General features: G+C 42.3%; 25 protein-coding genes. 7 read left to right on the top strand and 18 right to left on the bottom strand.

The window, feature by feature from the left end; translation table 11 throughout:
- Positions 1 to 266: 266 nt before the first annotated feature.
- Both ACFOZY_RS08415 and ACFOZY_RS08410 read right to left on the bottom strand, forming a co-directional pair.
- Complete coding sequence (locus ACFOZY_RS08415; RefSeq protein ID WP_378154291.1) at positions 267 to 1,826, bottom strand: flotillin family protein; 1,560 nt, start codon at positions 1,824 to 1,826, stop codon at positions 267 to 269.
- Positions 1,827 to 1,844: 18 nt separating this feature from the next.
- Positions 1,845 to 2,384 (bottom strand): NfeD family protein, encoded by a 540-nt coding sequence (locus ACFOZY_RS08410; RefSeq protein ID WP_378154289.1) that lies wholly within the window; start codon positions 2,382 to 2,384, stop codon positions 1,845 to 1,847.
- Between the two features lie 263 nt (positions 2,385 to 2,647).
- Here ACFOZY_RS08410 and ACFOZY_RS08405 point away from each other — a divergent pair, with 263 nt between their 5' ends.
- From ACFOZY_RS08405 to ACFOZY_RS08395, 3 genes are all read left to right on the top strand, one after another.
- On the top strand, positions 2,648 to 3,268 hold the full coding sequence (locus ACFOZY_RS08405; protein ID WP_378154287.1) for a DUF47 domain-containing protein: 621 nt from the start codon (positions 2,648 to 2,650) through the stop codon (positions 3,266 to 3,268).
- 15 nt (positions 3,269 to 3,283) lie between these two features.
- Positions 3,284 to 4,282, top strand: a complete 999-nt coding sequence (locus tag ACFOZY_RS08400; RefSeq protein ID WP_378154285.1) for an inorganic phosphate transporter — start codon at positions 3,284 to 3,286, stop codon at positions 4,280 to 4,282.
- Positions 4,283 to 4,442: 160 nt separating this feature from the next.
- Positions 4,443 to 4,643, top strand: a complete 201-nt coding sequence (locus tag ACFOZY_RS08395) for a cold-shock protein (RefSeq protein WP_378154283.1) — start codon at positions 4,443 to 4,445, stop codon at positions 4,641 to 4,643.
- Positions 4,644 to 4,699: 56 nt separating this feature from the next.
- Here the strand turns inward: ACFOZY_RS08395 and ACFOZY_RS08390 are convergent, their stop codons facing one another.
- Positions 4,700 to 5,338 carry a pentapeptide repeat-containing protein gene (locus tag ACFOZY_RS08390; RefSeq protein ID WP_378154281.1) on the bottom strand — a complete coding sequence of 213 codons (639 nt, stop codon included), beginning with the start codon at positions 5,336 to 5,338 and terminating at the stop codon, positions 4,700 to 4,702.
- A 132-nt stretch (positions 5,339 to 5,470) separates the two neighbouring features.
- On the opposite strand from ACFOZY_RS08390, the gene ACFOZY_RS08385 reads away from it, so the two are divergent.
- Positions 5,471 to 7,597, top strand: a complete 2,127-nt coding sequence (locus tag ACFOZY_RS08385; RefSeq protein WP_378154279.1) for an MMPL family transporter — start codon at positions 5,471 to 5,473, stop codon at positions 7,595 to 7,597.
- A gap of 147 nt (positions 7,598 to 7,744) precedes the next feature.
- On the opposite strand, the gene ACFOZY_RS08380 is transcribed toward ACFOZY_RS08385, so the two are convergent.
- From ACFOZY_RS08380 to ACFOZY_RS08345, 8 genes are all read right to left on the bottom strand, one after another.
- Positions 7,745 to 8,206, bottom strand: coding sequence for a GNAT family N-acetyltransferase (locus tag ACFOZY_RS08380; RefSeq protein ID WP_378154276.1), 462 nt, complete (start codon positions 8,204 to 8,206; stop codon positions 7,745 to 7,747).
- Entirely contained in the window at positions 8,203 to 8,655 is a 453-nt protein-coding gene (locus tag ACFOZY_RS08375) for a hypothetical protein (protein ID WP_378154273.1), read from the bottom strand. Before ACFOZY_RS08375 ends, ACFOZY_RS08380 begins: the two co-directional genes overlap by 4 nt.
- A gap of 233 nt (positions 8,656 to 8,888) precedes the next feature.
- Positions 8,889 to 9,272: a YkvA family protein gene (locus ACFOZY_RS08370; RefSeq protein ID WP_378154271.1), complete on the bottom strand. Its 384-nt coding sequence runs from the start codon at positions 9,270 to 9,272 to the stop codon at positions 8,889 to 8,891.
- 3 nt (positions 9,273 to 9,275) lie between these two features.
- Positions 9,276 to 10,001 (bottom strand): SDR family oxidoreductase, encoded by a 726-nt coding sequence (locus tag ACFOZY_RS08365; RefSeq protein ID WP_378154269.1) that lies wholly within the window; start codon positions 9,999 to 10,001, stop codon positions 9,276 to 9,278.
- Positions 10,002 to 10,080: 79 nt separating this feature from the next.
- A complete protein-coding gene (locus tag ACFOZY_RS08360; protein WP_378154265.1) occupies positions 10,081 to 11,217 on the bottom strand; it encodes a bifunctional cystathionine gamma-lyase/homocysteine desulfhydrase in 1,137 nt (378 codons plus the stop codon).
- Positions 11,214 to 12,149 carry a PLP-dependent cysteine synthase family protein gene (locus ACFOZY_RS08355; protein WP_378154262.1) on the bottom strand — a complete coding sequence of 312 codons (936 nt, stop codon included), beginning with the start codon at positions 12,147 to 12,149 and terminating at the stop codon, positions 11,214 to 11,216. Before ACFOZY_RS08355 ends, ACFOZY_RS08360 begins: the two co-directional genes overlap by 4 nt.
- A complete protein-coding gene (locus ACFOZY_RS08350; RefSeq protein WP_378154260.1) occupies positions 12,146 to 12,619 on the bottom strand; it encodes an S-ribosylhomocysteine lyase in 474 nt (157 codons plus the stop codon). Before ACFOZY_RS08350 ends, ACFOZY_RS08355 begins: the two co-directional genes overlap by 4 nt.
- Positions 12,620 to 12,632: 13 nt before the next feature.
- A complete protein-coding gene (locus ACFOZY_RS08345) occupies positions 12,633 to 13,268 on the bottom strand; it encodes a class I SAM-dependent methyltransferase (RefSeq protein ID WP_378154258.1) in 636 nt (211 codons plus the stop codon).
- Positions 13,269 to 13,441: 173 nt separating this feature from the next.
- Here ACFOZY_RS08345 and ACFOZY_RS08340 point away from each other — a divergent pair, with 173 nt between their 5' ends.
- Positions 13,442 to 14,572, top strand: coding sequence for a CAP domain-containing protein (locus tag ACFOZY_RS08340; protein ID WP_378154256.1), 1,131 nt, complete (start codon positions 13,442 to 13,444; stop codon positions 14,570 to 14,572).
- 79 nt (positions 14,573 to 14,651) lie between these two features.
- On the opposite strand, the gene ACFOZY_RS08335 is transcribed toward ACFOZY_RS08340, so the two are convergent.
- The 6 genes from ACFOZY_RS08335 to ACFOZY_RS08310 all read right to left on the bottom strand — a co-directional run bounded on the left by ACFOZY_RS08335 (position 14,652) and on the right by ACFOZY_RS08310 (position 21,548).
- Positions 14,652 to 15,770, bottom strand: coding sequence for a YkvI family membrane protein (locus ACFOZY_RS08335; protein WP_378154254.1), 1,119 nt, complete (start codon positions 15,768 to 15,770; stop codon positions 14,652 to 14,654).
- A 12-nt stretch (positions 15,771 to 15,782) separates the two neighbouring features.
- Positions 15,783 to 16,892: an o-succinylbenzoate synthase gene (menC, locus tag ACFOZY_RS08330; protein ID WP_378154252.1), complete on the bottom strand. Its 1,110-nt coding sequence runs from the start codon at positions 16,890 to 16,892 to the stop codon at positions 15,783 to 15,785.
- Complete coding sequence (locus ACFOZY_RS08325) at positions 16,889 to 17,737, bottom strand: GNAT family N-acetyltransferase (RefSeq protein ID WP_378154250.1); 849 nt, start codon at positions 17,735 to 17,737, stop codon at positions 16,889 to 16,891. Before ACFOZY_RS08325 ends, menC (ACFOZY_RS08330) begins: the two co-directional genes overlap by 4 nt.
- Positions 17,734 to 18,879 carry a M20 peptidase aminoacylase family protein gene (locus ACFOZY_RS08320; protein WP_378154248.1) on the bottom strand — a complete coding sequence of 382 codons (1,146 nt, stop codon included), beginning with the start codon at positions 18,877 to 18,879 and terminating at the stop codon, positions 17,734 to 17,736. Before ACFOZY_RS08320 ends, ACFOZY_RS08325 begins: the two co-directional genes overlap by 4 nt.
- A gap of 138 nt (positions 18,880 to 19,017) precedes the next feature.
- Positions 19,018 to 20,124: an o-succinylbenzoate synthase gene (gene menC / locus ACFOZY_RS08315; protein ID WP_378154246.1), complete on the bottom strand. Its 1,107-nt coding sequence runs from the start codon at positions 20,122 to 20,124 to the stop codon at positions 19,018 to 19,020.
- Positions 20,124 to 21,548, bottom strand: a complete 1,425-nt coding sequence (locus ACFOZY_RS08310; RefSeq protein ID WP_378154244.1) for a YfcC family protein — start codon at positions 21,546 to 21,548, stop codon at positions 20,124 to 20,126. The genes menC (ACFOZY_RS08315) and ACFOZY_RS08310 overlap by 1 nt, the downstream gene beginning before the upstream one ends.
- 117 nt (positions 21,549 to 21,665) lie before the next feature.
- Here ACFOZY_RS08310 and ACFOZY_RS08305 point away from each other — a divergent pair, with 117 nt between their 5' ends.
- On the top strand, positions 21,666 to 22,493 hold the full coding sequence (locus tag ACFOZY_RS08305) for a MurR/RpiR family transcriptional regulator (protein ID WP_378154242.1): 828 nt from the start codon (positions 21,666 to 21,668) through the stop codon (positions 22,491 to 22,493).
- Positions 22,490 to 23,611, top strand: coding sequence for a M20 peptidase aminoacylase family protein (locus ACFOZY_RS08300; protein ID WP_378154240.1), 1,122 nt, complete (start codon positions 22,490 to 22,492; stop codon positions 23,609 to 23,611). The genes ACFOZY_RS08305 and ACFOZY_RS08300 overlap by 4 nt, the downstream gene beginning before the upstream one ends.
- 46 nt (positions 23,612 to 23,657) lie before the next feature.
- Here ACFOZY_RS08300 and ACFOZY_RS08295 read toward each other — a convergent pair whose 3' ends face one another.
- Positions 23,658 to 24,917, bottom strand: a complete 1,260-nt coding sequence (locus tag ACFOZY_RS08295) for an alpha/beta hydrolase family protein (protein ID WP_378154238.1) — start codon at positions 24,915 to 24,917, stop codon at positions 23,658 to 23,660.
- Positions 24,918 to 24,929: the final 12 nt, after the last annotated feature.

Below are 24,929 nucleotides of genomic sequence, written 5' to 3'. Positions count from 1 at the left end.
TTTTTGTGACGGATCACATAAACCCCTTTATAAACTGCTGTTAAGCCAATGATTAAGGGACAAGCCAACTGTATATAGGTGGTCCAGGAGTATGTACCATTGCCAATTGGCCCTACCTTCGGAATGAAAAAGGTATAATAGCTCAACCCCAAGGACAACAGTATTAAAAAACAACCGCTTACCACTAAAAATTTTGCTCGAAACATTACGGTTCCCCTTACCTAAAAAACCGGCCATTTGCTCTTAGCAAACGACCGGTTCTCTATTTAGTTTTCTACTGTTACTGCTTCTTTTTCCTGCTTTTCCTCTACTGGTTCTTCTGTTTTGTTTTGAAGTTCATATGTTAGACGATCAATGCTCGGCCGGATGTTATTTTTACCTGCATAGTTTTCAAGCAATTCCTTTACATCAATTCCCGATGAAGCTTTCAAAGTTTCTTGTAGAGTTGACATTAAGTTTGTAGCATAAGAAGTTACACGATTTGCACCGCCGCCTTCCCCGTTTCCTGTATCGACCACTGTAATCTTGTCGATATTGGCCATCGGGCTTGCGATTTCCTTCGCATATTCCGGAATCATGCGGACGATCATATCCAACACTGCAGCATGGCCGTATTGCTCGAAGGCTTCTGCAATCTTCCGCTTCGCTTCAGCTTCTGCAAGACCTTTAGCACGAATAATTTCAGCTTCTGCTTCCCCTTGTGCTCTTTCGGATTCCGCTTTAGCAAGACCATCAAGACGAACTTTCTCAGCATCCGCTTTCGCTTTTGCTTCAATGCGATATTTCTCTGCGTCCGCCTCTGCAAGCTGACGCATTTTTTCAGCCTCTGCCGACTGCTCTACAGAGTAACGGTCAGCATCCGCTTTCTTCTTAACTTCAGAATCGTATTGTTTTTCACGACGTAGAATTTCTTTTTCTTCGAGTTCAATTTGCTTTTGACGCTCGATGATTTTAATTTGCATTTCCTGTTCCGTAACTTCCTGCTTCGCACGTGCTGTTTCCAATTCGTAAGCTTGGTCAGCACGAGCTTTTGCAATATCTTGCTCGCGACGGAATTCAGCAACCTTCAATTGGTTCTCTTTTTCCGCTTCCGCAATTTCAGTCGCGCGCTGCAGTTCCGCACGCTGTGCATCCTTGTCAGCTTCTGCACGTTTGATCCGTGTTTCCTTATCTGCTTCAGCTGTAGCTATATCTGCATCCCGTTTCACTTGAGCAATACGCGGCTTACCTAATGACTCCAGGTAACCATTTTTGTCCCGTACATCTTTAATAGTGAAGGAGACTATAATTAATCCCATTTTAGCCAAATCATTTGAAGCAACACGCTGAACCTCTTGGGAGAATTTATCACGATTTTTGTAAATCTCTTCAACTGTCATCGAACCTAAAATTGAACGTAGATGACCTTCCAATACTTCTTTCGCTTCATTTTCACGGTCTTGCTTTGTTTTACCTAAAAATTGTTCCGCGGCTGTCGCAATTTCTGAAATCGAACCGCCAATTTTTATGATTGCTGTCCCATCTGCCATAACTGGTACACCTTGTTCTGTATAAACTTCAGGTGTAGTTACATCTAATTTACTGGATAGCAAACTAAGTGGCTCTGCCTGTTGGAATACCGGGAATACAAAGGTACCCCCTCCGCGAATGATTTTAATTCGATTGCCAGATGCATCTGTATGAACATTTTTAGAACCTAAATAACTACCTGTTACGATGAGTGCCTCATCCGGGCCGACGGTCTTATATTTAGTAACATAGACCCCGATAATCGCTAACACTATAAACGCTGCAACCCCTACTACAATCCAAATCGGATCCACCATTTCTTTTTCCCCTTTCGATTATGAATTTAAAATACGGAACGGTTCATATTCTTTTACTAAAAATGTTCCGTCCTTTACTTCTATCACCAAAACTTCGCTACCGTATGAGATTTCCTCATTATCCAAACCGGTTGCCCGTTTTGAGATCAAACCATTGACCGTCTCAATCACGATCTCACCAAAACCATCGGATGGAATCGGTGTAATCACCTTAGCCACTTGACCAGCGAGTGACTCATCGGTGTAAGCCATGGACACTTCCGCAGATTTTAACGGAAGCAGTACGAAGAAATACAGCAATACACTAAGAACTGCAGATACAGCTGCCGCTATAAGTAAAATTACGAGGCTATTCCAGGAGGTGAGCCATTCCAAGATAAATCCGGCTGCAGAAGTAAAGGTCAAAAACGACAGAATGACAGTTGGATTTAAGAATGCCAGACCCTCACCAACACCGTCGACAGCATCACCGAAGAACAAAAAGAGAATCATGATGGCAGCCAGACCAAATAAGGAATACATATAAACTTGTTCCATTGCAATTCCAAATATCTCCATCTTCTACCCCTCCCAATTTCTGTATTTCTTAGCGATTAACTTACTTACGCATAGATTTCAAAAAAGTTTCAATTGTTATAAAGAAATTTCATTTCAATCTATTGACTGATTTAAATTTAGCTCAAATGATGTTTTCTTCTATAAAATGGGTATTAATAAAAAAAGTATTTTCATTTGACGTAAAGATGTTTAATATACGAAATGGATTCTTTTTTTTGGAAAGTCATAATTCGATATTATTTAATATTTTCAGGAGGGTTTTAATGTTTAGTTCGAAGAAAACAGATCCGTTTTTCGCTGAATTACTAAAAATTGCAGAAAACGTTAATGAAGCCGCGCATTATGCGGAAGAATTCAAAATTGTTTCTGTGGCGGATATTAAGGAATTCAGCATTAAGTTAAAGAATTACGAAACTGAAGGGGATAAATTGGTCCACGGTCTAATCACGATGCTGAACAAATCGTTCATGACTCCAATCGAACGTGACGATATTTTGGAAATGGCCTTGAAGATGGATGATGTCATAGATGGAATTGAACATTTCTCATCTAAATTAGAAATGTATTCTCTTGCTGAAATCGATGACTCCATGAGAGAGTTCATGGGCTACATTGTTAAAAGTACAGATGAAATTGTTAAAGCAGTCAAATTGTTGGCGACTAAAAAACTGCAGTCTATGTTTGAACATGCTGTTCTTATTAAGGATTATGAAAGACAGTGTGATGAAATCCTTCGATCTTCCATGAAGCAACTATTCATACGAGAAAAAGATCCAATCCGGATTATTCAATTCAAGGACATATATGAGGAGTTAGAAGACATCGCGAACTATTGCCAAGACGTTGCAAGTACCATCGAATCCATTATTATGAGAAATGCGTAAAGGCGGTTTTTGATTATGGATATACTCATCACCATGACGATTCTTGTCGTCATATTCGCTTTGGCATTTGACTTCATCAATGGATTCCACGATACGGCTAATGCCATTGCAACTTCCGTTTCAACGAGAGCCTTACCACCACGTGTAGCCGTATTATTAGCAGCTGTTATGAACTTCATTGGTGCAATCACCTTTACTGGTGTTGCGAAGACGATTACAAAAGATATTGTTAATCCATTCGATTTCGATAACGGGCTTATCGTCATTCTTGCGGCTTTGATCTCAGCCATCGCATGGAATTTAATCACTTGGTATTACGGAATTCCTTCAAGTTCTTCACATGCTTTGATCGGTTCGATTGCTGGCGCCTCCATTTCCGCGGCAGGTTTCGGCATCTTAAACTACAGCGGTTTTGGCAGTATTTTAGCAGCACTGCTTATTTCACCATTCCTGGCATTAGGTGTCGGGTTCCTGATGATGACTTTGTTTAAGTTTTTGTTTCAAAAGACAAGCCTCTATCATACTAATAAAGGATTTCGGATCTTTCAGATCGGAACTGCTTCTTTACAAGCCTTTACACATGGTACGAACGATGCCCAAAAAGCGATGGGGATTATCACAATGGCACTCATTGCCGCCGGTATGCAAACTTCCACGGATATTCAGCTTTGGGTCCGGATCTCTTGTGCCATTGCAATGGGTCTCGGAACATCTATCGGTGGTTATAAAATCATTAAAACAGTCGGCGGTAAAATCATGAAAATTCGGCCAATCAACGGTGCGGCAGCAGACCTGTCATCCGCTTTAATTATTTTTGGTGCGACCACCATCCACCTGCCTGTTAGTACGACACATGTTATTTCATCCGCGATCATGGGAGTCGGGTCAGCTCAACGTGTTAAAGGAGTAAAATGGGGTGTTGCACGAAAAATTGTCATTACTTGGATTATCACCTTGCCGATTTCGGCAACACTTGCAGCCATTGTTTACCAGCTTTTGAATTTATTTTTCTAAAAGGGAAGGTTATCGCTTGCTTCCATTCCCCGTACCTGTTATGATGAAAAAGAATTATTTTTGTTCGGAATGGATGAGAAAGTGTTTTACTTTCATCTAAAAGACTTGAGCAAGGATAGTAATACAATGTGTGTCAATTGCACACAAGGAGGAAACAAAAATGGAACACGGTAAAGTAAAATGGTTTAACGCAGAAAAAGGTTTTGGATTCATCGAACGCGACGGTGGGGACGATGTATTCGTACACTACTCCGCTATCCAAGGTGACGGTTTCAAGTCTTTAGAAGAAGGTCAAGACGTAACTTTCGACATCGAGCAAGGCCAACGTGGTCTTCAAGCTGCTAACGTAGTTAAAGGCTGAGTTTAACCCAAAACATTTCAAAACAGGCTCCCTCTGGGGGCCTGTTTTTTTGTTTTCTATTCTTCTTTTATAATCAGGCCCAATGATTGTACGATTCGCAAAGCCTGTTGTTCAGATACAATACTTCCTTTTAGCTTTTCAACAGTGAAGGTTATATTTTCATACGTACTTGTACTAAAATCGATGCCGTTTAGTTCAGTTTCAGCAAAATTCCCTTCATCAAGATTGCAGTGGTCATACTTAATGTCTTTCATCTTCACTTCATAGAAATCCGCATTTTTAAATGCTACTTCCTTAAATAAGGCAGATTGAATCGTTGAAAAGTTGAAGTTTGCATAATTAGCTAAGCAATCCTCAATCCGCACATCCTTCATATGGCACTCCGAAAAATTACTCCCCACCATTTTTGAATTCATGATTTCTACCCTACGAAATATTGCATCCCCAAAATCCGTGTTCGAAAAGTCACATCTCGTAAATCTGCAATCGACGAATTCAACGCGGTCAAATGAAAGCTCTTCAAATGAAACACCCTCGAATAAGACTTGATCGAAGACAATACGCTCGTGCGAGACTTCTGTTAGTTGTTCATCTCGAATGGAACACTTTACAACAAATCGATCCTCATCCAACGCATCTTTCAATAATTGTGGCGGAAGGTCTACTTCCAACTTTGGCGGATCAACTGATTTCACTTTTCCAGCCCCTTTCTTCCTGTACTTCTTATCCTGCTTGACAATCACGAAAAACTCAACAATATTGCAAGACAACGATGCAACATTCATTTACACTAAACAAAGCGAGAAAAAGAGAAAGGAAGATTTAGGGTGAATGGCTTTTCACGATTTGTCACAAAACGGTTCCGCTTAGTGTTGGCTGTATGGGCAGTACTGTTCCTAACAATGATCTATTTTGCTATCCAGTTGCCGGGTCAACTGAAGGGTGACGGCTTCCACATGGATGCAGAACATGCCGAAGTGATGGAAGAGTTATCAGAGACATTTGATCTTCCTGCTGAAACGTTGTTTTTAGTGCTGGAAGGACAGTCAAGTGAAGAAATTGAAGATGTTTTACAGATGGTCGAACCCTTTACGTCTGGAATCCAATCTCCATTAGACGATGATTCTTTAATTAAGAACGATTTAGCCTACGCTATTTTGCAATTTGATGAAGAAACAGAAGAAATGGGCAAGGTTGTGGATTCTATACGGGAAGAAATCGAACCCTATGAAGAGGTAACGCTTACAGGTTCTGCCGCCTTCGCTGAAGATATCAATGTAGCGAGCCAACAAGACTTGGCCAGTGCCGAAGCGATCGGTGTTCCGATTGCGATCGTCGTGCTGTTATTTGCATTTGGCAGTATTGTTGCTTCCTTCGTTCCATTGATCATCGGAATTACAACAGTTGTAACTTCGTTCGGCATCTTGACGCTTATGAGCGGTGAAATCAATTTATCGATTTTCATATTAAATATAATACCTATGTTGGGATTAGCATTAAGTATTGACTTCGCTTTGTTATTCATCAACAGGTATCGTGAAGAAATGACCAAGTCACCAATAGACGAGGCGATCCAAACGACGATTAAAACTGCCGGTCGTTCGATTCTATTCTCCGCTTTCTGCGTTTTCATCGGATTGGGAGCGATGATGATTATCGATGTCGAACTCTTTCAAAATATCGCAATCGGTGGGATGATTGTTGTCTCCTTAGCAGTTATTACCTCCTTGACACTTTTACCGGCAGTTATACGGATGCTTGGAAACCGTATCAATAATTGGACCGTTATTAAAGTGAAATCTGGAGAAGGAAGATGGCGTAAATTCGCAGGTTTTGTCATGAAACATCCTGTTTTACTGGCTATATTGGCCTTTGCCCTATTGGCAGTTGGAATGATTCCGGCGAAGGATATGGATTTGGCTGTACCGAACATTGATTCCTTGCCAGAAACTCATGAAACACGTGCTGCCTACGAAAAAATCGAGAATGCGTTTGGATTCCGCGATACAGCTCAGGTCTATGTAATTGCTGAACATGAAAATGGATGGTTATCCGAATCCGGCCTAAAAGAAATGAAAGAACTAGAAGATCTGCTTATGAAAGATCCTCTCGTCAAAGAAGTCTCAAGTATTTTTGTACAGAGCGGAATTGGAAGTGTAGAAGAATGGAACCAAATGATCTCTGTTCCACAAGGGAAAGCCCAGTTGCAACCGCTTTTGGATGCCTTTGTGAAAGAGGATCAGTTACTTCTACCGGTCACCTTAGAAGCTGATGGAGCTTCTGATGAAGCTCAGGACTGGGCAAGAGAATGGTCTGGCAAAGAATTAACTGCGGTTGACCTAAAAATCGGAGGCATGCCGAAGTTCAATCAGGAAATCTTCGACGAAATCTTCAATAAGCTATGGATTTGTTTAACGATCATATTAGTGACAACGTTCATCATACTGATGATTGCTTTCCGTTCGATTGTAATTCCTCTGAAGGCAATCGTTATGAATATTATGGGACTTTCTGCTGCCTTCGGAGTGTTGGTGTATATATTCCAATATGGCCATTTTGGACTTGAAGCAGGTTCGATCGCTCTCATTATTCCAGTGCTCATCTTCAGCTTAGTATTCGGTCTGAGCATGGATTATGAAGTGTTCCTTATCTCCCGAATCCAGGAGGAGTATACGAAGGACTATGACAACGATAGGGCAACCGTTGAAGGATTGTCAGCAACCAGCAAAATTATCACATCAGCAGCACTCATTATGATCGTCATCACTGGTGCATTTGCATTCACTGATGTACGGCCGGTGAAACAGATTGGGGTTGGAATTGCGATTGCTGTTGCAATTGACGCTACGATCATCCGACTAATATTAGTTCCAAGCTTGATGAAACTGTTCGGGAAATGGAACTGGTGGCTGCCATTCCGTAAAGGACCATATAAAGGCGGCAACTGGCATTAAAGAAAAGTAAAGATAAGAGGATGACTACTTTGTGATAGTCATCCTCTTACATTTGTTGAAACACGTACTGCATTGAGAAATAGATTACCGCTACAATCACCATGAGCATAACGATTAGTCCAACAACAAGCGTTTTCCCCTTCATCTCTAATCCTCCTGAAGTATTATTTCCATTCGAATCATATCTCTGCATGAAATCCCATTCTCGATAATCGGTTCCGGATAATTTCTTAGGAAGAAATCAAAGTCGATTCCTACTATACGGAAACCACATTTCTGATAAAGGGCGAGCTGGCCGATGCTTGAATTGCCTGTTCCGATTTGCAATTTGGCAAATCCATTATTCCTGGTATAGTCAATTGCGTGCTGGATCAGTTTTCGGCCAATGCCTTGTCCTTGTTTCTCATTAGCGACCGCAATATTCATAATTTCCGTGGAGTCCTCTTGCTTCTCCATTAATACATATACCCCAATAATTTGATTATCCACTTCCGCAACAAAGGTTTCCCCTTTACGCAAGTAAGAGTCCACCATCTCGCGTGATGGATCGGCATCCAATAATAATTCCATCGGGGGCAGCTCAGAAGCAGCTAACCTTCTGATATTCATTTCCTACGGAATCCTTCTTCTTGTAAATAACCTGCAGCATCATCATAAACACCAAAGCTTTCCTCAAGGTTGTAGCCATGGTAAATGTTAAAAAAGCCGTCTTCCTCAAGCAAAGTCAATTGCTGTTTTTGCCCATTCTCCCAAATCTCTTCAATTTCCTCAAGCTCTGCCGCTTCGGATAAATAGCGGATAGAGTCGGAGATGATAGCACGGAGTTCCTCTTCAGAAGCTTCACGAATATTGACGTATCCCCTATCATCCGTTTCGTATTGAGGTAAATCCCCTACAAAGACGAAACCATTGCCATTCGGATGAAGATGATAAACGACAATTTTCTTCTCGTACAAGCTTTGATCGTAGTGATAATTGACCCGTTTCATTGACACTTCTTTTTTCGTCAACTCCGGAAATGATTCAATAATGTTCGTTTTTTCTTCAAATGACAACATGATTTTCTCTCCATTCACAGTTAGCGCCTCGAGTTCCACTCAGCGATGATTATAAACACTACGGCAAAGATGATTACAATTAAAAAAAACCAATCTGGAACTCCGCCGAACATACTTCTCCCTCCCGTCATAGGGCTCCCCCTGTGGATTCTACTTTACCGATAATCGAAGTATTATTACCGATCTTTCTGTTTTATTACCGATGACTGGTTATTACCGATTTACAGATTTTATTACCGATTCCATTTATCCAAAATGAAATATGTTGCTCCCACAATTATCATTAACCAGATTAACACGATGATGGCAGCAGCAACAAAATTTTTCGGTTTATTGCCAGAGCTCATTTCTTCTGCTTTTACTTTCAATTCCTGCAACACCGGTTTCGGTATCAATTTTAGTACAATCCAGACACCAAGGGGAACAAGTATCACGTCATCCAGATAGCCCAGAACAGGGATGAAATCCGGTATCAAATCAATGGGACTGAACGCATATGCGGCAACTAACAAGCCGAGTATTTTTGTATGCCATGGTACCCGATGATCCTTCGAAGCCAAGTAAACAATGACGATTTGCTTTTTTAATCTGCTGGCCCATTGCTTTAACCGTTCCATGTCCTATTCCTCATACATCATTTTTCGTGTCATGCCACCGTCTATAACCAATTCAGTCCCGTTGACAAAGTTATTGTCCGGATGACTTAAATATAGACAGGCACGCGCAATGTCGTCAGGTGTTCCAACCCGGCCAGAGAAATGCTGTGCATGGTCTTCAGGGCGCAAGCTTTCATAGTCAACAGTCTCAATCCACCCCGGAGATATGGCATTGACCGTAACACGATATTTCGCCAAAGAAGCTGCTAAAGCATGCGTAAGACCCAAAATCCCGCCTTTGGATGAAGCGTATGCCTCCGAATCAGGTTCAGACATTGTCGCACGCGTCGATGCAATATTGATGATTGCTCCTCCGCCATTCGCCTTCATCACTTTTGCCGCTTCACGGGAACATAGGAATGCACTGCGTAAATTCGTATTGATCACATTGTCCCATTCTTCGAGCGTTAGTTCCAATACATCCTTGAACACACTGATTCCTGCGACATTGACTAACACATCAATGCGGCCAAAATGTTCTGCTGAATGAGCCATTAACGTAATAATATCCTCTTCTGCTCGCACATCTGTTTTAACGAATACTGAATTTTCTAGACGGGAAGCGACGGCTTGTCCACGTCCTTCATCGACGTCAGCCAACACGACTTGGTATCCTTCATTCGTATATGCTTCCGCCACACCTTTACCGATACCACTTGCCGCTCCAGTCACAATTGCTACTTTTTTCATGCCGATCCCCCTCCGTCCTTTCCTATCAGCATAACAAAAAAGAGAGTGGGAGAAAACGTTGAGTTCCCCCCATCCCTCTTTAGTTGCCCAATGCTTGTTCTATGTCTTCCAGTAGATCCTCTACATCTTCAATTCCTACAGAAATTCGGACAAGTCCATCTACGATTCCAAGTTCTGCACGGCGTTCTGCAGGTATAGATGCATGCGTCATCTGTGCAGGGACGGAAATCAGGCTTTCCACTGCCCCTAAACTTTCCGCTAATGTGAAGTAGCGAAGTTTTCGAATCAATTCTTCCGCCTTTTCCGCACTGCCGACATCAAAGGAAATCATGCCGCCAAATCCTTTTGTTTGTTTCTTCATTAACTCATGCCCGTTATGTCCAACCAATCCAGGATAGTATACTTTTCCGACTGAAGGATGCTGCTCTAAAAACTCGGCAATCCGTTGAGCATTCGAGTTCGTCTCTTCCATCCGAAGTCCTAAAGTCCGCAACCCTCTGATTAGGAGCCAAGAATCTTGCGGTCCCAATACTGCTCCGACAGAATTTTGGACGAAGTGCATATCTGTAGCGAGTTCTTCATTCGCCACCACAACAAGACCGGCAACGACATCACTATGACCACCGATGTATTTCGTCGCACTGTGTACTACGATATCTGCACCAAGAGCAATCGGTTGTTGGAAATATGGCGTCATGAATGTATTATCCACGATTGTCAGCAAGCCTTTAGACTTCGCAAATTTCGCAATTTCTGCGATGTCGGTTACTTTTAATAATGGATTTGTCGGTGTTTCCAAGAAGACGGCTTTCGTATTTTCTGTAATTGCAGCTTCTACATTCTTTACATCACTTGTATCGACAAACGTTGAGGAAATGCCCATCCGGTTCAATACCTTGGTTAATACACGGAAAGTCCCGCCATAAACGTCGTCAGTGATGACAACATGATCACCTGAATTGAACATCATCATGACTGATGTGGTAGCTGCCATTCCGGAACCGAATGCAAATCCCGCATAACCCCCTTCGAGGTCCTTGATTAATTCTTCCAATGCATGGCGTGTCGGGTTTCCTGTACGGGAGTATTCATAGCCGCGGTGTTTGCCGACAGCATCTTGTTTATAAGTACTCACTTGATAGATTGGTGTCGATACTGCGCCAGTCGTTTCATCGCCGACAATTCCACCATGTATGAGTTTTGTTTTCGCTCTCATGATTCTTCCTCCTTCAGTAATTCATAGATTCCTTGGCTTAAATACCGTTCGCTTGAATCAGGGAAAATAGTGACAATATGACTTCCCTCTTTCGCCTGTTCTGCCTCGTTCATGGCAGCTTGGAAGGCCGCGCCAGATGAACTTCCTACTAAAAGCCCTTCATTCCGAGCCAACAAACGCAGCATATTAAATGCTGCTCGATCCGATACGGTATGAATAGCATCGAAATACTTTCTGTCCATATAAGCCGGCAGAAACTCCATTCCGATTCCTTCGGTGTAATGAGATCCTGGCTCTCCACCATTCAAGATAGAACCCACCGGTTCAACAATGGCCGTTTTAACTGTACTATTTTGAGATTTCAGGTACATTGACGTCCCCATGAATGTTCCGCCAGAACCTGCACCGGCTACGAAAATGTCAATTTTTCCATCCATGTCGCGCCATAATTCGGGACCCAACGTGTTGACGTATGTTTGAGGATTTGCCGGGTTCGAGAATTGAGAAGGTGAAAAGGCATTAGGAATTTCCTTTACAAGTTCCGCTGCCTTGTCAATAGCACCTGACATTCCTAAATCAGTAGGTGTATGAATAATTTTGGCACCAAGAGCTTTCATAAGCGCTTGCTTTTCTTGACTGAATTTCTCCGGCACAACAAAAATCACCCGATATCCTTTACCAATGGCAGCCAGCGCCAGTCCGATTCCGGTATTCCCGGCAGTCGGTTCGATAATCGTACCGCCAGGCTTCAGTTTTCCGGACTGTTCTGCATCTGTTAATAAGGAAACCCCGAGGCGGTCCTTGACGCTGCCTCCGGGGTTAAAGTATTCAAGCTTGGCAAAAATCCTGCACTTGTTCGGAATTGGAATATGCGTAATCTCTACAATTGGTGTATTTCCGATCAGCTCATGCACGCTGCCAAATACTTTCATTTAGTTTCCTCCGCAAAAATGATGTGCCACTCGTCTTTCTTTTCCAACATTTCGCGAGCCAACTCTTTTGCGCCTTCCAAACTATGGTTAGCTGCCCAACCGCATTGCACTTCGTTACAAGCAGGCACTTCGTCAGCCTTCAGTACATCTTCCAATGTATCTTCCAATATCGTTAATACTTCGCTATAGTCATCATGATTGATAACGGACAAATAAAAACCTGTCTGGCAACCCATTGGACTTAAATCCACAACCTGATCTGTATGATTACGAATATTCTCAGCCATCAAGTGTTCGATTGAATGCAAAGCAGCCATTTCCATATGCTCTTTGTTCGGTTGCTTGAACCGAATATCATATTTGTAAATTTCATCGCCGTTCATTCCCATTTTCTTTCCAGCGAGGCGTACATAAGGTGCTGCCACTTTTGTATGGTCCAAGTTAAAGCTTTCTACGTTCATTTGTTTCATATTCTATCGCTCCTTATTTTTTCGTTGCGTCCATCAACCAGACGTATTCATTCATCTTCGTCATTTCAACCGAAAATCCTGCTGCTTCAAAAAGGCCGGTTAAGATAGGAACGGTCGTATAATATTCCCGTTCCAAGTCTTCTGCAACCTGATTATACCCACGACTACGCTCTTTCTCAATTTGCAGCTGCTTCGCTTCCTCTGTAATAAAAACTGTGTCTGCAAAAACAACTTTTCCTCCTGAAGACAAATGACCAGCATATATTAATAGAGCACGTCCCTTTTCTTCATCATTCAAATGATGAAAAACATACGAGCTGACAAAAGCATCTACATGACTTGGCTTTGGAAAGTCCAACAGATCGCCATCGACCAATTCGATTTGAGGGAACCGTTCAGCAGTAAGCGAACGCATCACCGTATTAGGTTCAATACCTGTCACATCAGCGTTCTTAATCAACTTTGCTGTCAAATTGCCAGTGCCGGTACCGAATTCAATCACCTTGCCAGACACGCGGTCCGCCACTTCCTTCAATATCGAATCGTAGCTCTCAAATACATCCCGGTATTCTGGATCTTTACCCGATATGGATGCCTCATAATTCTCCGCAGACCAATCATCAAAAATATCTATAAATTCACGACCCATATGTGAACTCCTTTTTTAATAACATATTATTCATACTTGTTTACTTGGTATTAGGCACATAAAAGTTATATCACACTTTCAATTAAATGCCAAACCTTATAGATCGACCAAATCCTACCGGTATGAATTCTATTTTTATCGGATAGAATGGCAATAGAACAGGAGGAACGGATATGAGGAAATTCATATTGATCTGTTTATTGATCGTGGCCGTTTTCATTTCCCGTCCAAAATGGGAGCCTTATCTCTCCCCTTACGTTGACCTCTCTTTTCTGGACACGGTAACAGCATCCTTTCATACCGTGATAAATCGGCCGGAAGTCCAGAAGGCTGCGGATACAATCGGACAAACTGTAGAGACAATGGCTATTCAAATAGATTCGCTGATTGATGGAAACGAGTCTGCTAAACAATTAGCAACGATCGATTTTCAAAACAACGAACTTCCGGATGGGGTTTTCTCTGTACACCGGATTGAAATCGGTGACACGATGGAAGATGTAATGGCCGAAGCCGGGGAAGCGAAACGAGTGACGATGAATGAATACGGATCGAAATGGCACACATATCATAAAGATTATGCCAACTATTTCATGGTCTCCTATAATCAGGAGGGCCTTGTCAACGGACTATATACAAACCAAGATCTTATTTCTTCCACCTATAACATTTCAATGGATACACCTAAAGCGGAAGTCCGTAAACAGTTTGGTGAACCGATAGATAAGTTGCGAAAAGGTATGACGTTCTATTTAATGGACGATAAGGATGAATACGACCTTTACTTCAAAGACGGTCAATATATCACTATTTTTTATGACAAGCATGAAAAAGATACCGTAACTGCCATACAGATTGTGACAGATGAATTAGAAAATCAGAAACACACTCTTTACGGTTCTGCTTCACCGGAACTAAAAGAAGGCTTTGAATTCCAGCTGTTTGATTTGACGAATGCTGCACGCGTTCAACATGGTCTCCCCACTCTGACATGGGATGAACATGTTCGTGAAACAGCAAGGAAGCATAGCAGCGATATGGCGAATAACCATTTCTTCAACCACACAAACTTAGAAGGACAATCACCATTTGACCGGATGCTTGCTGACGGAATTTATTTTACGTATGCCGGTGAAAATTTGGCCTATGGCCAATACAGTAGTATTTTTGCTCATGAGGGGCTCATGAATTCATTAGGCCATCGTGAGAACATATTGAATAATGACTTTTCTTATTTGGGTATTGGTGTAGCATTTAATGAAGAATCGCAGCCATATTATACAGAGAACTTCTTTAATAAGTGAAATCGTACTACCAATAAAAAAGGAAGCCGTCACTAAATGACGGCTTCCTTTTTACGCACATTAAGAACCCATTTTACTTTTACTCGATCGAAACTACGGTCGTTTTCTTTCTATTCTTCATCCAAGAAACAATGATGGCAGCAATCAGGACAAAACCGAGATAGCCCATAATCGGATAGACCGTGCCGACCAGATTGACGAAGCCGACATTGCTGCAGATAAAAGCGATGATACCGAATAGTACTACAGATACTTTGAACTTTTTCGTACCTGGTTTTATAAGGCGAACCGAGAATGTATAAAGCATCCCGACTGCCGTGTTATAGATCATTCCAAGTAAGATGACTGATATCACTATGCCGACAATAGGACTAATATTGTTTGCAATAACGAGCATTGGCATGGCAGCATCGGCAATTTCACCAAGCTGGGTCATCATGGAAATACTGATTAGAAGGACCAAAATACCGAGTCCGATGCCTCCAATAATAGCGCCTCGTGCTACTACCTTATCATCTCGGACAGTTCCTCCCATAACAGTGACCAATGGTGCCCCGACTGCAATGTTATACGATACATACAATAGCGCAGCCAAAATCCAATTCGGTGCAGCTTGGCTATCAGCTGCAACAGTTGCTGCTTCAGTTAAGGATGAAAGGTCGGCTGTTAAAACCGAGTAAATTGCCATGATCAATACAGTCAACATCAGAATTGGTGTGAAAGAACCGATAAGAGCAATCACTCTTTTCACATCAAATAATACTGAAATGATGACAACCGTTGTCATGAATAAGTTCCCCACGGCAGCTGGTATTCCAAATTGTTCTTCGAAAATCGCACCTGACCCGGCGAACATGACGACAGCCACTCCAAAAAGGAAGAATGTGAGAATAACATCGACTGCGATGCCTAAGTACTTACCACATATATGATAGATGACTCCTTCATGTGACTTCGTTTGGAGACGACAACCGAGCTGTCCAAGCACCATTCCTAAAAACGCGAACATAGTGAGGGCAATAGCCCCTCCGAGTAGTCCTGGAATTCCGAAGCTTGTAAAGAACTGCAATACTTCCTGGCCGGATGCAAAACCTGCTCCTACGATTACGCCGATGAACGCTGCCCCAATCTGAAAACTTCTCTTCATCTGCTTTCCCCATTTCTCTTCGTTTGTTTTTTGCATCCAGCTACATTTCATGTCATGTATTTACTACGCCTTAAATGTCCATCGATCCACTGTATACCGTTCCATTGCTTCCCAATTGATGGCATAGCCGATTCCATATTCATCTGGAACTGTGATGACTCCATCTTCAGCTACAACTTCAGGTGTGATGACATCTTCCTCCCAGTAACGGGAAGAACCGGCAGTGTCACCGGGCATAACGAAATTCGGCAAGGTCGTGAGCGCAATATTATGGGCCCGACCGATTCCTGACTCGAGCATGCCGCCGCACCATACCGGGATGCCCTTTTCCGCGCAGTAGTCATGGATTTTCTTCGCCTCCGTCAACCCGCCGACACGTCCGATTTTAATGTTGATGACTTTCGTGCTTCCGAGTTCAACTGCCTTCCGTGTATCTTCAAGCGAGTGAATGCTTTCATCAAGACAGATCGGCGTTTGCAATTCCGCTTGCAGTTTTGCATGGTCGATAATATCATCTGATGCGAGAGGTTGTTCGATCATCATGAGGCCAAACTCATCCAATTGTTTAAGAAGTCCGACGTCCGACAAACGATAAGCCGAGTTGGCATCAGCCATTATCGGTACGTCCGGGAACTGATTTCTTAGTTCGCGAACTACTTCCACATCAAAGCCCGGTTTAATCTTCACTTTGATCCGTTTATAGCCTTCATCCAAAAAGCCCTGAACTGTATTCACAAGGTCCTCAATTTTTTCATGGATTCCAATACTGATTCCAACATCAATCTTGTCTTTTGTTCCACCTAATGCCTCTGTTAACGTTAATTTGTTCCGTTTTGCGTACAAATCCCAAACGGCACCCTCTATCGCTGATTTAGCCATATTGTTCTTCCGGATTGGAGCAAATAGATCATTCACTTCTTCCGGATGACTGATCTCCTTCTCCAACACCAAGGGAATCAAGAAATCGCGGATCATGTGCAAGTTGGTCTCCATGGTTTCTTCGTTATACCAAGGGGCATTAAACGCAACGGATTCTCCCCAGCCAGAATTCCCTAACTCATCTGTTACTTCAATTAACAAAAAGTCCTTATCTTGGAATGTGCCGAAACTTGTCGTAAAGGGACTTTTCATCGTCATTTTCATTTTCCTGATTTGGACTTCTTTTATTTTCATTGATTTGCGCCTCTTTCAATTCTTTTTAATGGAATTAGTTTTCGCGGAATGAACTGGGCAAACTGTACCGGCCCATCGGCTTTCCTGACCCCGGTCAATGTATAACCTTCTGTGAATATGGCCTGGTAGATTTCGCGGATTTTCATCCTCCATTCATATGCCAGTTCTGGTTCACTTTTTTTAATGTTTTGGAAGTCAGTCGGAATTGGCACTTCAATTCCACTATTTCCAAAGGGTAACTCATCTTTTGAACCCATTAACATCGGATTGCCTTTGGAACTAAGACTAACTGAAAAAGGATTTTCAAAAGATAAGCTAGGACGCCATTGTTCTTCAACCCGCTCGCTCCGAATCCACCATTCAATTTGTAGCCGATCTGTCGGAAGGCCATTATTCAATCCATCATTCATCTCGCCGTAACAGTTCACGATATAAGTATCGCTAATTCCAAACAACTTGCTCGTATTGAGATACGAGTTCCTGCTTTCCAATGGGTCAAATGTCCAAATTATCAAATCATAGCCGATGTCCTTGGCAATTTGACGCTGTTCTTCCTTTAGCCGTCTCCCAATTCCTGATGATCGATAATCCGGATGAATCCCCATCATATGGGAGCATAAGTAAGCTTGCCCTTCTTTAAAGCCGGCAAAGCCATAGCAAAATCCTACCAACTTTCCTTCTGATTCGTCTTCATTTGTCGTAAAAGCTCCAACGAGGATTCCCCCATTTTTGGCAGCAGTAAATGTTTGATGAATCGGTGTGGATTCCATCCAAACTATGTTCTCAAGTTGTAGGACAAGGTGCATGTCTTCAATGGAAGTAAGTTTTCGGATCGTAATTTTCATACAAGTGGTGCCTCCTGTTCAATGAGGTCAAAGGTATATTGTACTGTGCGTACCATAATTTCAATTCCCGTCAAAATCCGTTCCCGGTTAAACGTCATTACCGGATGATGCAAACCTGGTTCTAAACCGCACCCAAGTCCTAACATAGTTGCCTTAACAGATGGGCGTTTTAGTGTATAGAAGTGAAAATCTTCTCCACCAGGCGTTACAGCAGGCGGTACTAAATGTTCCTCGCCCAACGAGTCGGAAATGGCTTTGGCCATTAAATGGACAGCTGTGTCATCCACTTGTGCAGCAGCAATGTTTGCCGTTACTTCATGTGTAATCTCGACACCCGTCATCTGTGCTACTTTGTTCATCGCATCAATGATCCGGCTGTACAACTCAACCATTACTTCATTTGACTGGGCACGGGCATCTATACTGAACACTCCATTCCCTGGAATAATATTGCCGGACTGTCCGCCTGCCTGGAACATTGTCACTTTGGCTGAATGCGGCACCATCGGATTCAAATGGATCGACTGAATTGCGTTCACCAGCAATGCCATCACTTCGATTGCATTCTGCCCTTCATGAGGTCTTGCTCCATGTGCATCTGTACCTTTAATCGAACCCCTGATGAGCTTAGCGGCACCGTGAATGATGGCCGGGCTCGCCTTGCCATCCTCGGTTTCTATACCCGGTCTTAGATGAACACCATACAGATAATCGATATCATCGATTAGGCCTTTATCTATAAAAGACAGTGCACCGGTTCCCTTTTCTTCAGCTGGCTGAAAAAGTACTTTTACCGTACCCTTTTCAGGAAACCTCAACTTCTTCAGAGCCAATAAGGAGCCAACTGCGATCGACATATGGGCATCATGCCCACATGAATGATTCGCCCGATATACACCGTCCACTTCCTGCCAAAGAGCATCGATATCCGTCCTGATGCCAATTACCGGTTTGCCTTCACCCACAGTGACGACGAGACCGGTTGTATCGTTAAATGTCTCTACCTTAAAGCCTTCCTTTTCGAGAAAATGCTTTAAATACTTAGTAGTCTCTACCTCTTCCCAACTGATTTCAGGGTGTGTATGTAAATGCTCGAATACGTTTTCAACTGTTGGTCTTATTTCTTCTATTATACGCTTCATTCAAAATAGCCTCCTAAATAGGAAAACTTCATCCTTATAGAATATTAAAATAATTTAGCATACAGACTGGCTGTATTCAATATATTACAAGATAAAAAGTGTTTGGTTATCTTTGGTAAGATGCCCAAACACTTTTTACTATTTAATAAATCTTTTTTCAACGGTATGCTTCATAACCTCATCCATATCCACGTCATAGCCGATTCCTAAACCAGAAGGCACGTCAACTTGACCATTGCTTGCTACTACTTCCGGGTTGATCAGGTCTCTCTCCCAATACCGGGAAGAAGAAGCCGTATCTCCCGGCAATGTGAAGTTGGATAGAGAAGTAATCGCAATATTATGGGCGCGTCCAATACCAGATTCAAGCATGCCTCCGCACCACATCGGAATTCCTGCATCCCGACAAAGGTCGTGGATTCTCTTAGCTTCTGAAAGGCCGCCGACTCTCCCTACTTTCATATTTACGATCTTACCGCTGCCAAGTTCAATTGCCTGCCTTGCATCATCATAGGAATGGATGCTTTCATCCAGACAGATAGGTGTGCTAATTTCTTGTTGAAGCTTTGCATGGTCGAGTAGATCCCCTGCAGTCAATGGTTGCTCAATCATCATAAGATTAAATTGATCGAGTTCTTTCAACGTGTTCGTGTCTTTTAAGGTATATGCAGAATTCGCATCTACCATCAACGGGATGTCCGGGAACTTTTCCCTAACCTGTTCGATTACCTTTACGTCTTTTCCAGGTTTAATCTTCAATTTGATCCGACGATAGCCTTCATCGACTTTAGATTGGATATTGGACAATAAATCATCAATGTTCTCCTCGATTCCGAGACTGATTCCTACATCGATTTTGTCCTTTGTCCCACCTAATGCTTCCGCAAGAGAAATTCCCTTCTCCTTTGCATACAAGTCCCATACGGCTCCATCCAAAGATGACTTTGCAAGATTGTTCCTCTTAAACGGTTGGAAAAGGTTAAAAACCTCATCCGGATGGTTGATTTCCTTTTTCAATAGTAATGGAACGAGAAACTTTTCTAACATGATCCAGCTTGAATCTGTAAACTCCTCAATATATAGTGGGCTTTCAGAGGTTACACATTCCCCCCAGCCCGATAAGCCGTTTTCATTCATCACTTCGACTAATATGAAGTCTCTATCCTGCTCCGTACCGAAGCTTGTCGTGAATGGATTTATCATCCGCATTCTAAGTTTGTATAAATTAATCTGTTCAATCCTCATCACATTGGCCCCCAATTCATTAAGACACCGATTACGATATATACCGTTCCGATGACATACCAGATCATAACTAGCGGGAATGCAAATTTAATCCACTTTGTCCATGGTACACCTGCAATCGCAAGGTTTGCCATGAGTACGCCCGACAACGGAGTGATGATGTTCGTAAAGCCGTCACCAAGAGAGTAAGCCTGAACCGCTACCTGTCTTGGAATATCCATCAAATCAGCCAGCGGAGTCATGATTGGCATGACAATTGCTGCTTGGCCGCTTCCAGAAGAGACAATGATGTTGAATAGTCCATTACCGATAAACATCGCAATTGCACCCATAACACTGTTAAATGGTTCGAGAGCCAAGGCCATTCCTTGGACAACTGTGTCCAACACCATTCCACTCTCAAGGACTACAACTATTGAACGTGCCATCCCAATGATTAATGCACCATAAACGACACTTTTACAGCCGTTCATGAATTCAGCCACCATTTCATTTGCATTCATTTTGGCAATTAAGCTTATGACGATGGCGATGATGATAAATATCCCAGCCATCTCATTTGTTCCCCAACCTCTTTCAAACACCCCGTAAACATACCATGCGATACCGGCAATCAAAGCTAAAAGAACAAATTTATGTGTTCTTGTTATCTCTGAAGATACATTTTCCATGTCATTCTTCAATTCGTCACGAGGAAATGGTTTATCCTTTAGAATACTCTTTGACGGGTCCTTTTTGATCCGATTTGCGTACCAAAGAATATACGCAATCGTTGCTATTACGACTGTTACATAAATTAATAGGCGGTAACCAAGACCAGAAAATAGTGGGAGGTCCGCTATTTGTTGTGCAAACCCAGTGGTAGCCGGGTCCAGAAAACCAACCGCGAATCCTGAATAAGCACCAAGGTAAATGATCGAAATTCCTACAATTGCATCCATTTTCATCGCTCTCGCTAAAATAATCCCGATTGGTATGAAAGCAATTACTGCGTTAACAATAATGCCCAGTCCTCCAAAGACAGAAAATAAGGCAGCAACCATAATAATCAGCAGCCATTCTTTATTGCGGGTTTTATCGATCGTTTTCAAAATAACTGCATTGATCGCACCTGTCTTTTCAATTACAGCAAACGCTCCTCCGATAATGAGAACCAAGAAAATCAGGCCTGCTCCGCCAATCATTCCATCTTGAATCGATTTAAAAATATCAACCACATTAACAGGCTGTTGCTCAATTGCATGATAGCTATCAGGTACGATTACGGAAGTCCCATTCTCCGTTTCCTGCCGTTCAAAGGTTCCGGCCGGAATTATGTACGTTAACAACGCAGCTATAACGAGGATGCCAAATAAAATGACATATGCATCCGGCAATTTCTTCTCTTTCTTTTTTCCTTGATCATTTGCAGTATTCGATTTCATAAGCTCCCCCCCTAATTCACTATTTTCAAATAATTTGAACTTGCGTTAAATTATATTGAAGTCTATACTTCAAATCAACAGGAAATTTTGCGAAAACTTTATAAAAGGGTGAAAATAATGCATTTATCCTATGTCGATAAAACGAAGGAGAAATTCCCTTCTTTATCAAAAGGATTGAAAAAAGTGGCCGATCAACTTCTAACAGATCCAATTCCCTTTGCCATTCATACAGCCAAAAAAGTAGGGACAATTATCGGTGTGAGCGAAACGATGGTCATTCGTTTTTGCCATGAAATTGGTTATCCGGGCTATACAGACCTTCAAAAGGAACTGCGACAAAGTCTTCTTGATTTAAATAACGCTCCATTAACAAAGACACGGGAAGCAGACGCACGGCAGAATCCGTTTTCAATCCGGATGGAGGAAGATCTCCATCGGATTTTGGAAAATGCTCAAAACATCGAAGTGGATGATCTCGATCGGGCGATCGAACTCATTATCAATAGCGACAAGGTAATTGTCGCCGGATACTACCATTCCTTCTCGTTTGCCCATTGGCTTTCATTCAGCTTGAATTATATATTGGGGAACGCTTCACTCTATAGGCCGGCAAGTGATGCTGGATTATTTGATCTTCCTTCTAAAAATTCATGCGTAATCATCTTCTCTTTTTTCAGATATGCCATCGATATGGTCCGTTTAGCGGAAGAGGCTAAAGAAAAAGGGATTCAGATTATAACCATCACGGATTCACGTGTTTCTCCAGTCGCCGATATAGCGGATATTGTCATTCCCATTAATAATCAAAAAGACTTTTTGTCGAAAGGTCCGATTACTCTCTCTTTGATCAATGCGATGCTGGCGGAAATCATTGAACGCGTAGAAAACCGCGGCACGATTCAGCCTTCATATAAATATTTTGTAAAGGATGGCGATACAAAATGACAACAAATTTAAAGGAGCAGGTGCTCACAACTTTTCACCATCTCCATGATCATGCTGAAATCAGCTGGGAAGAAGTGGAGACGACTCATTATATTAAACAGCTTTTACTAGATGCAGGCTGTCAAGTTTCCACCTTCGAGGATTGTACTGGTGTCATTGGAGAATACGGTAACTTTCAAAATGACCTTCCGGTTGTAGGAATCCGGGCAGATATTGATGCGCTTTGGCAAGAAGTCGACGGAGAATTTAAAGCTAATCATTCTTGTGGACATGATGCCCATATGTCAATTGTTTTAGGGGTATTATGGAAGCTCAATCAGGATCCTCTGTTAAAGGACAGAGTTGCTTTAAAGTTCATTTTCCAACCGGCTGAGGAAAAAGGCGAAGGTGCCATTACTCTTGCTGAAAAAGGTGTGGTGGATGACGTCGACTTCTTGTTTGGCATTCATTTACGCCCAGCACAGGAAACACCTGCAGGCAAGGCTTCACCAGTCATTATCCACGGTGCATCTTCATCCCTCACAGCGGAAATCAAAGGGGACGATGCCCACGGTGCAAGACCCCATTTAGGGCACAACGCAATAGAAATTGCAGCTCAAATTGTGAATATGATCGGCACGATTCATCTGAATCCGATGTATCCTCATTCAGTAAAGATGACATCACTTCAAGCCGGAGGGAAAAGTGCTAACATCATTCCAGGGAATGCAACATTCTCGCTCGATTTAAGGGCACAAACGAATGAATTGATGGAGCAATTGAAAGAAAAGGTCCATCTCATATTGGATACGGTCCGAAATCTATACGACACAGAGATTGAGGTCTTATCTGAAGGAGGCATTGTTGCTGCCATCACAAACGATGAGGCAATGGACATCATGAGAAAAGCAATTGTCAATACGTTGGGTGAAGATGGACTTGCCGAACCTCTTATTACGCCAGGCGGTGACGATTTCCATTACTATAAAATTCATAAACCTGAACTGAAAGCGACTATGCTCGGACTTGGTTGTGGACTGTTGCCGGGTCTTCATCATCCACATATGACATTTAATCGGGAAGCAATGATGGATGGCGTTGACATTTTATTCAATGCGATTTTGGAAACATATAAATAAAAAAACGAATCACCGTACATTCCCAATAGTACGGTGATTCGTTTTTCTATTCCTTGATGAAATTGATGATGGAGTTCATAAAGTCAGATGCCAAAGGGAGAGTCGGGTCCTTGTAGGTGGAAGCATTCCCTTCAACATCGCTCGGTGCATCTTTTAACACGTGATTCATTCCTTCAATTAGAACGAAATCCGCTTTAGGTTTACCTGATTTGAGTAATTCGGCTTCTTCAACCGGCACTTGGATATCATGCGTTCCTTGGATGATCAATACCGGCTTGTCGACTTTTCCGATTTCAGCGGACGGATCATACTTCAACCATGATATCAAGTATGGCTGAACAGACTTTCTGAACAACATTTGCAAATCAGTCGGCACATCATCAACTGTTTTTCCGGCTTTTAATGCCTTTAAAATGCTCTGGGTTTTGTCCATCAACTCAGGTGTTAACTGCCCTTCCAATTGTGCTTTCAGAATTTCATCTGCCGGTCTTCCCGGACCAGCAATCGATGTATACGATGCTACTTTACTGTTCTGCACGGCAAGCATGCCAATGAGTGAACCTTCACTATGACCGATGACATGAATTTCCGAAAATTTTCTTTCTGCGTCGGCATATCCGATCAGTTTCTTTACATCATCAACCAATTGGTCGATCGTCAGATCTTCTTCTTTTGGAGCCAACTGTTGATTTTCACCAATGCCTCGCTTATCGTATCGGATTGAAGCGAACCCTTTTGCCGCAAGTTCTTCCGCAACCATTTTCAAGCTATTATTTTTCCCTCCACCGATCGTGTTTCCATCCTTATCTGTTGGTCCAGAGCCTGCAATAATAATTGCCACCGGGAAAGGGCCATCTCCTTCAGGCAACTGCAATGCAGCCTTCAGGTCCCCTCCTTGAACAGGTACGTTAATCCGTTCATATGTCACTTCTTCCTCGACATATGGGGTCAAAATAAACTTGAACGATTGCCCGGATTGCGTGAACGTCCCTTCAATTTGGTCATCATCGTATGTTCCTACAACTTTGATTTCCGTGCCACTCAGATTCATGTTCAGCGACAGCTTGTTTCCTGTGTAAAACACCTCATTGAATGGAGCTTCTGTCAGACCTTGTGCCGGAACTGATAATGAAGCGGCCTCTTCTTTTAAATTCAGGATGATCGTCAATTGTGATCCTGGTATTTCCAACTCCCCTTGCCATTTACCAAACATTTCTTCATCCACCCCTAATTCCTCTTTATGATCGGAACAAGCCCCCAAGATTAAGGATAAGAAAACACATAATAAGATCAATTGTTTCTTCAAGAAAATTCTCCT

The organism is Chungangia koreensis (assembly GCF_042651785.1).
Classification (GTDB): Bacteria; Bacillota; Bacilli; order Bacillales_A; family Planococcaceae; genus Chungangia; species Chungangia koreensis.
The sequence above is the reverse complement of the archived record's forward strand: the minus strand, read 5'-3'. Positions and strand labels throughout refer to the sequence as shown.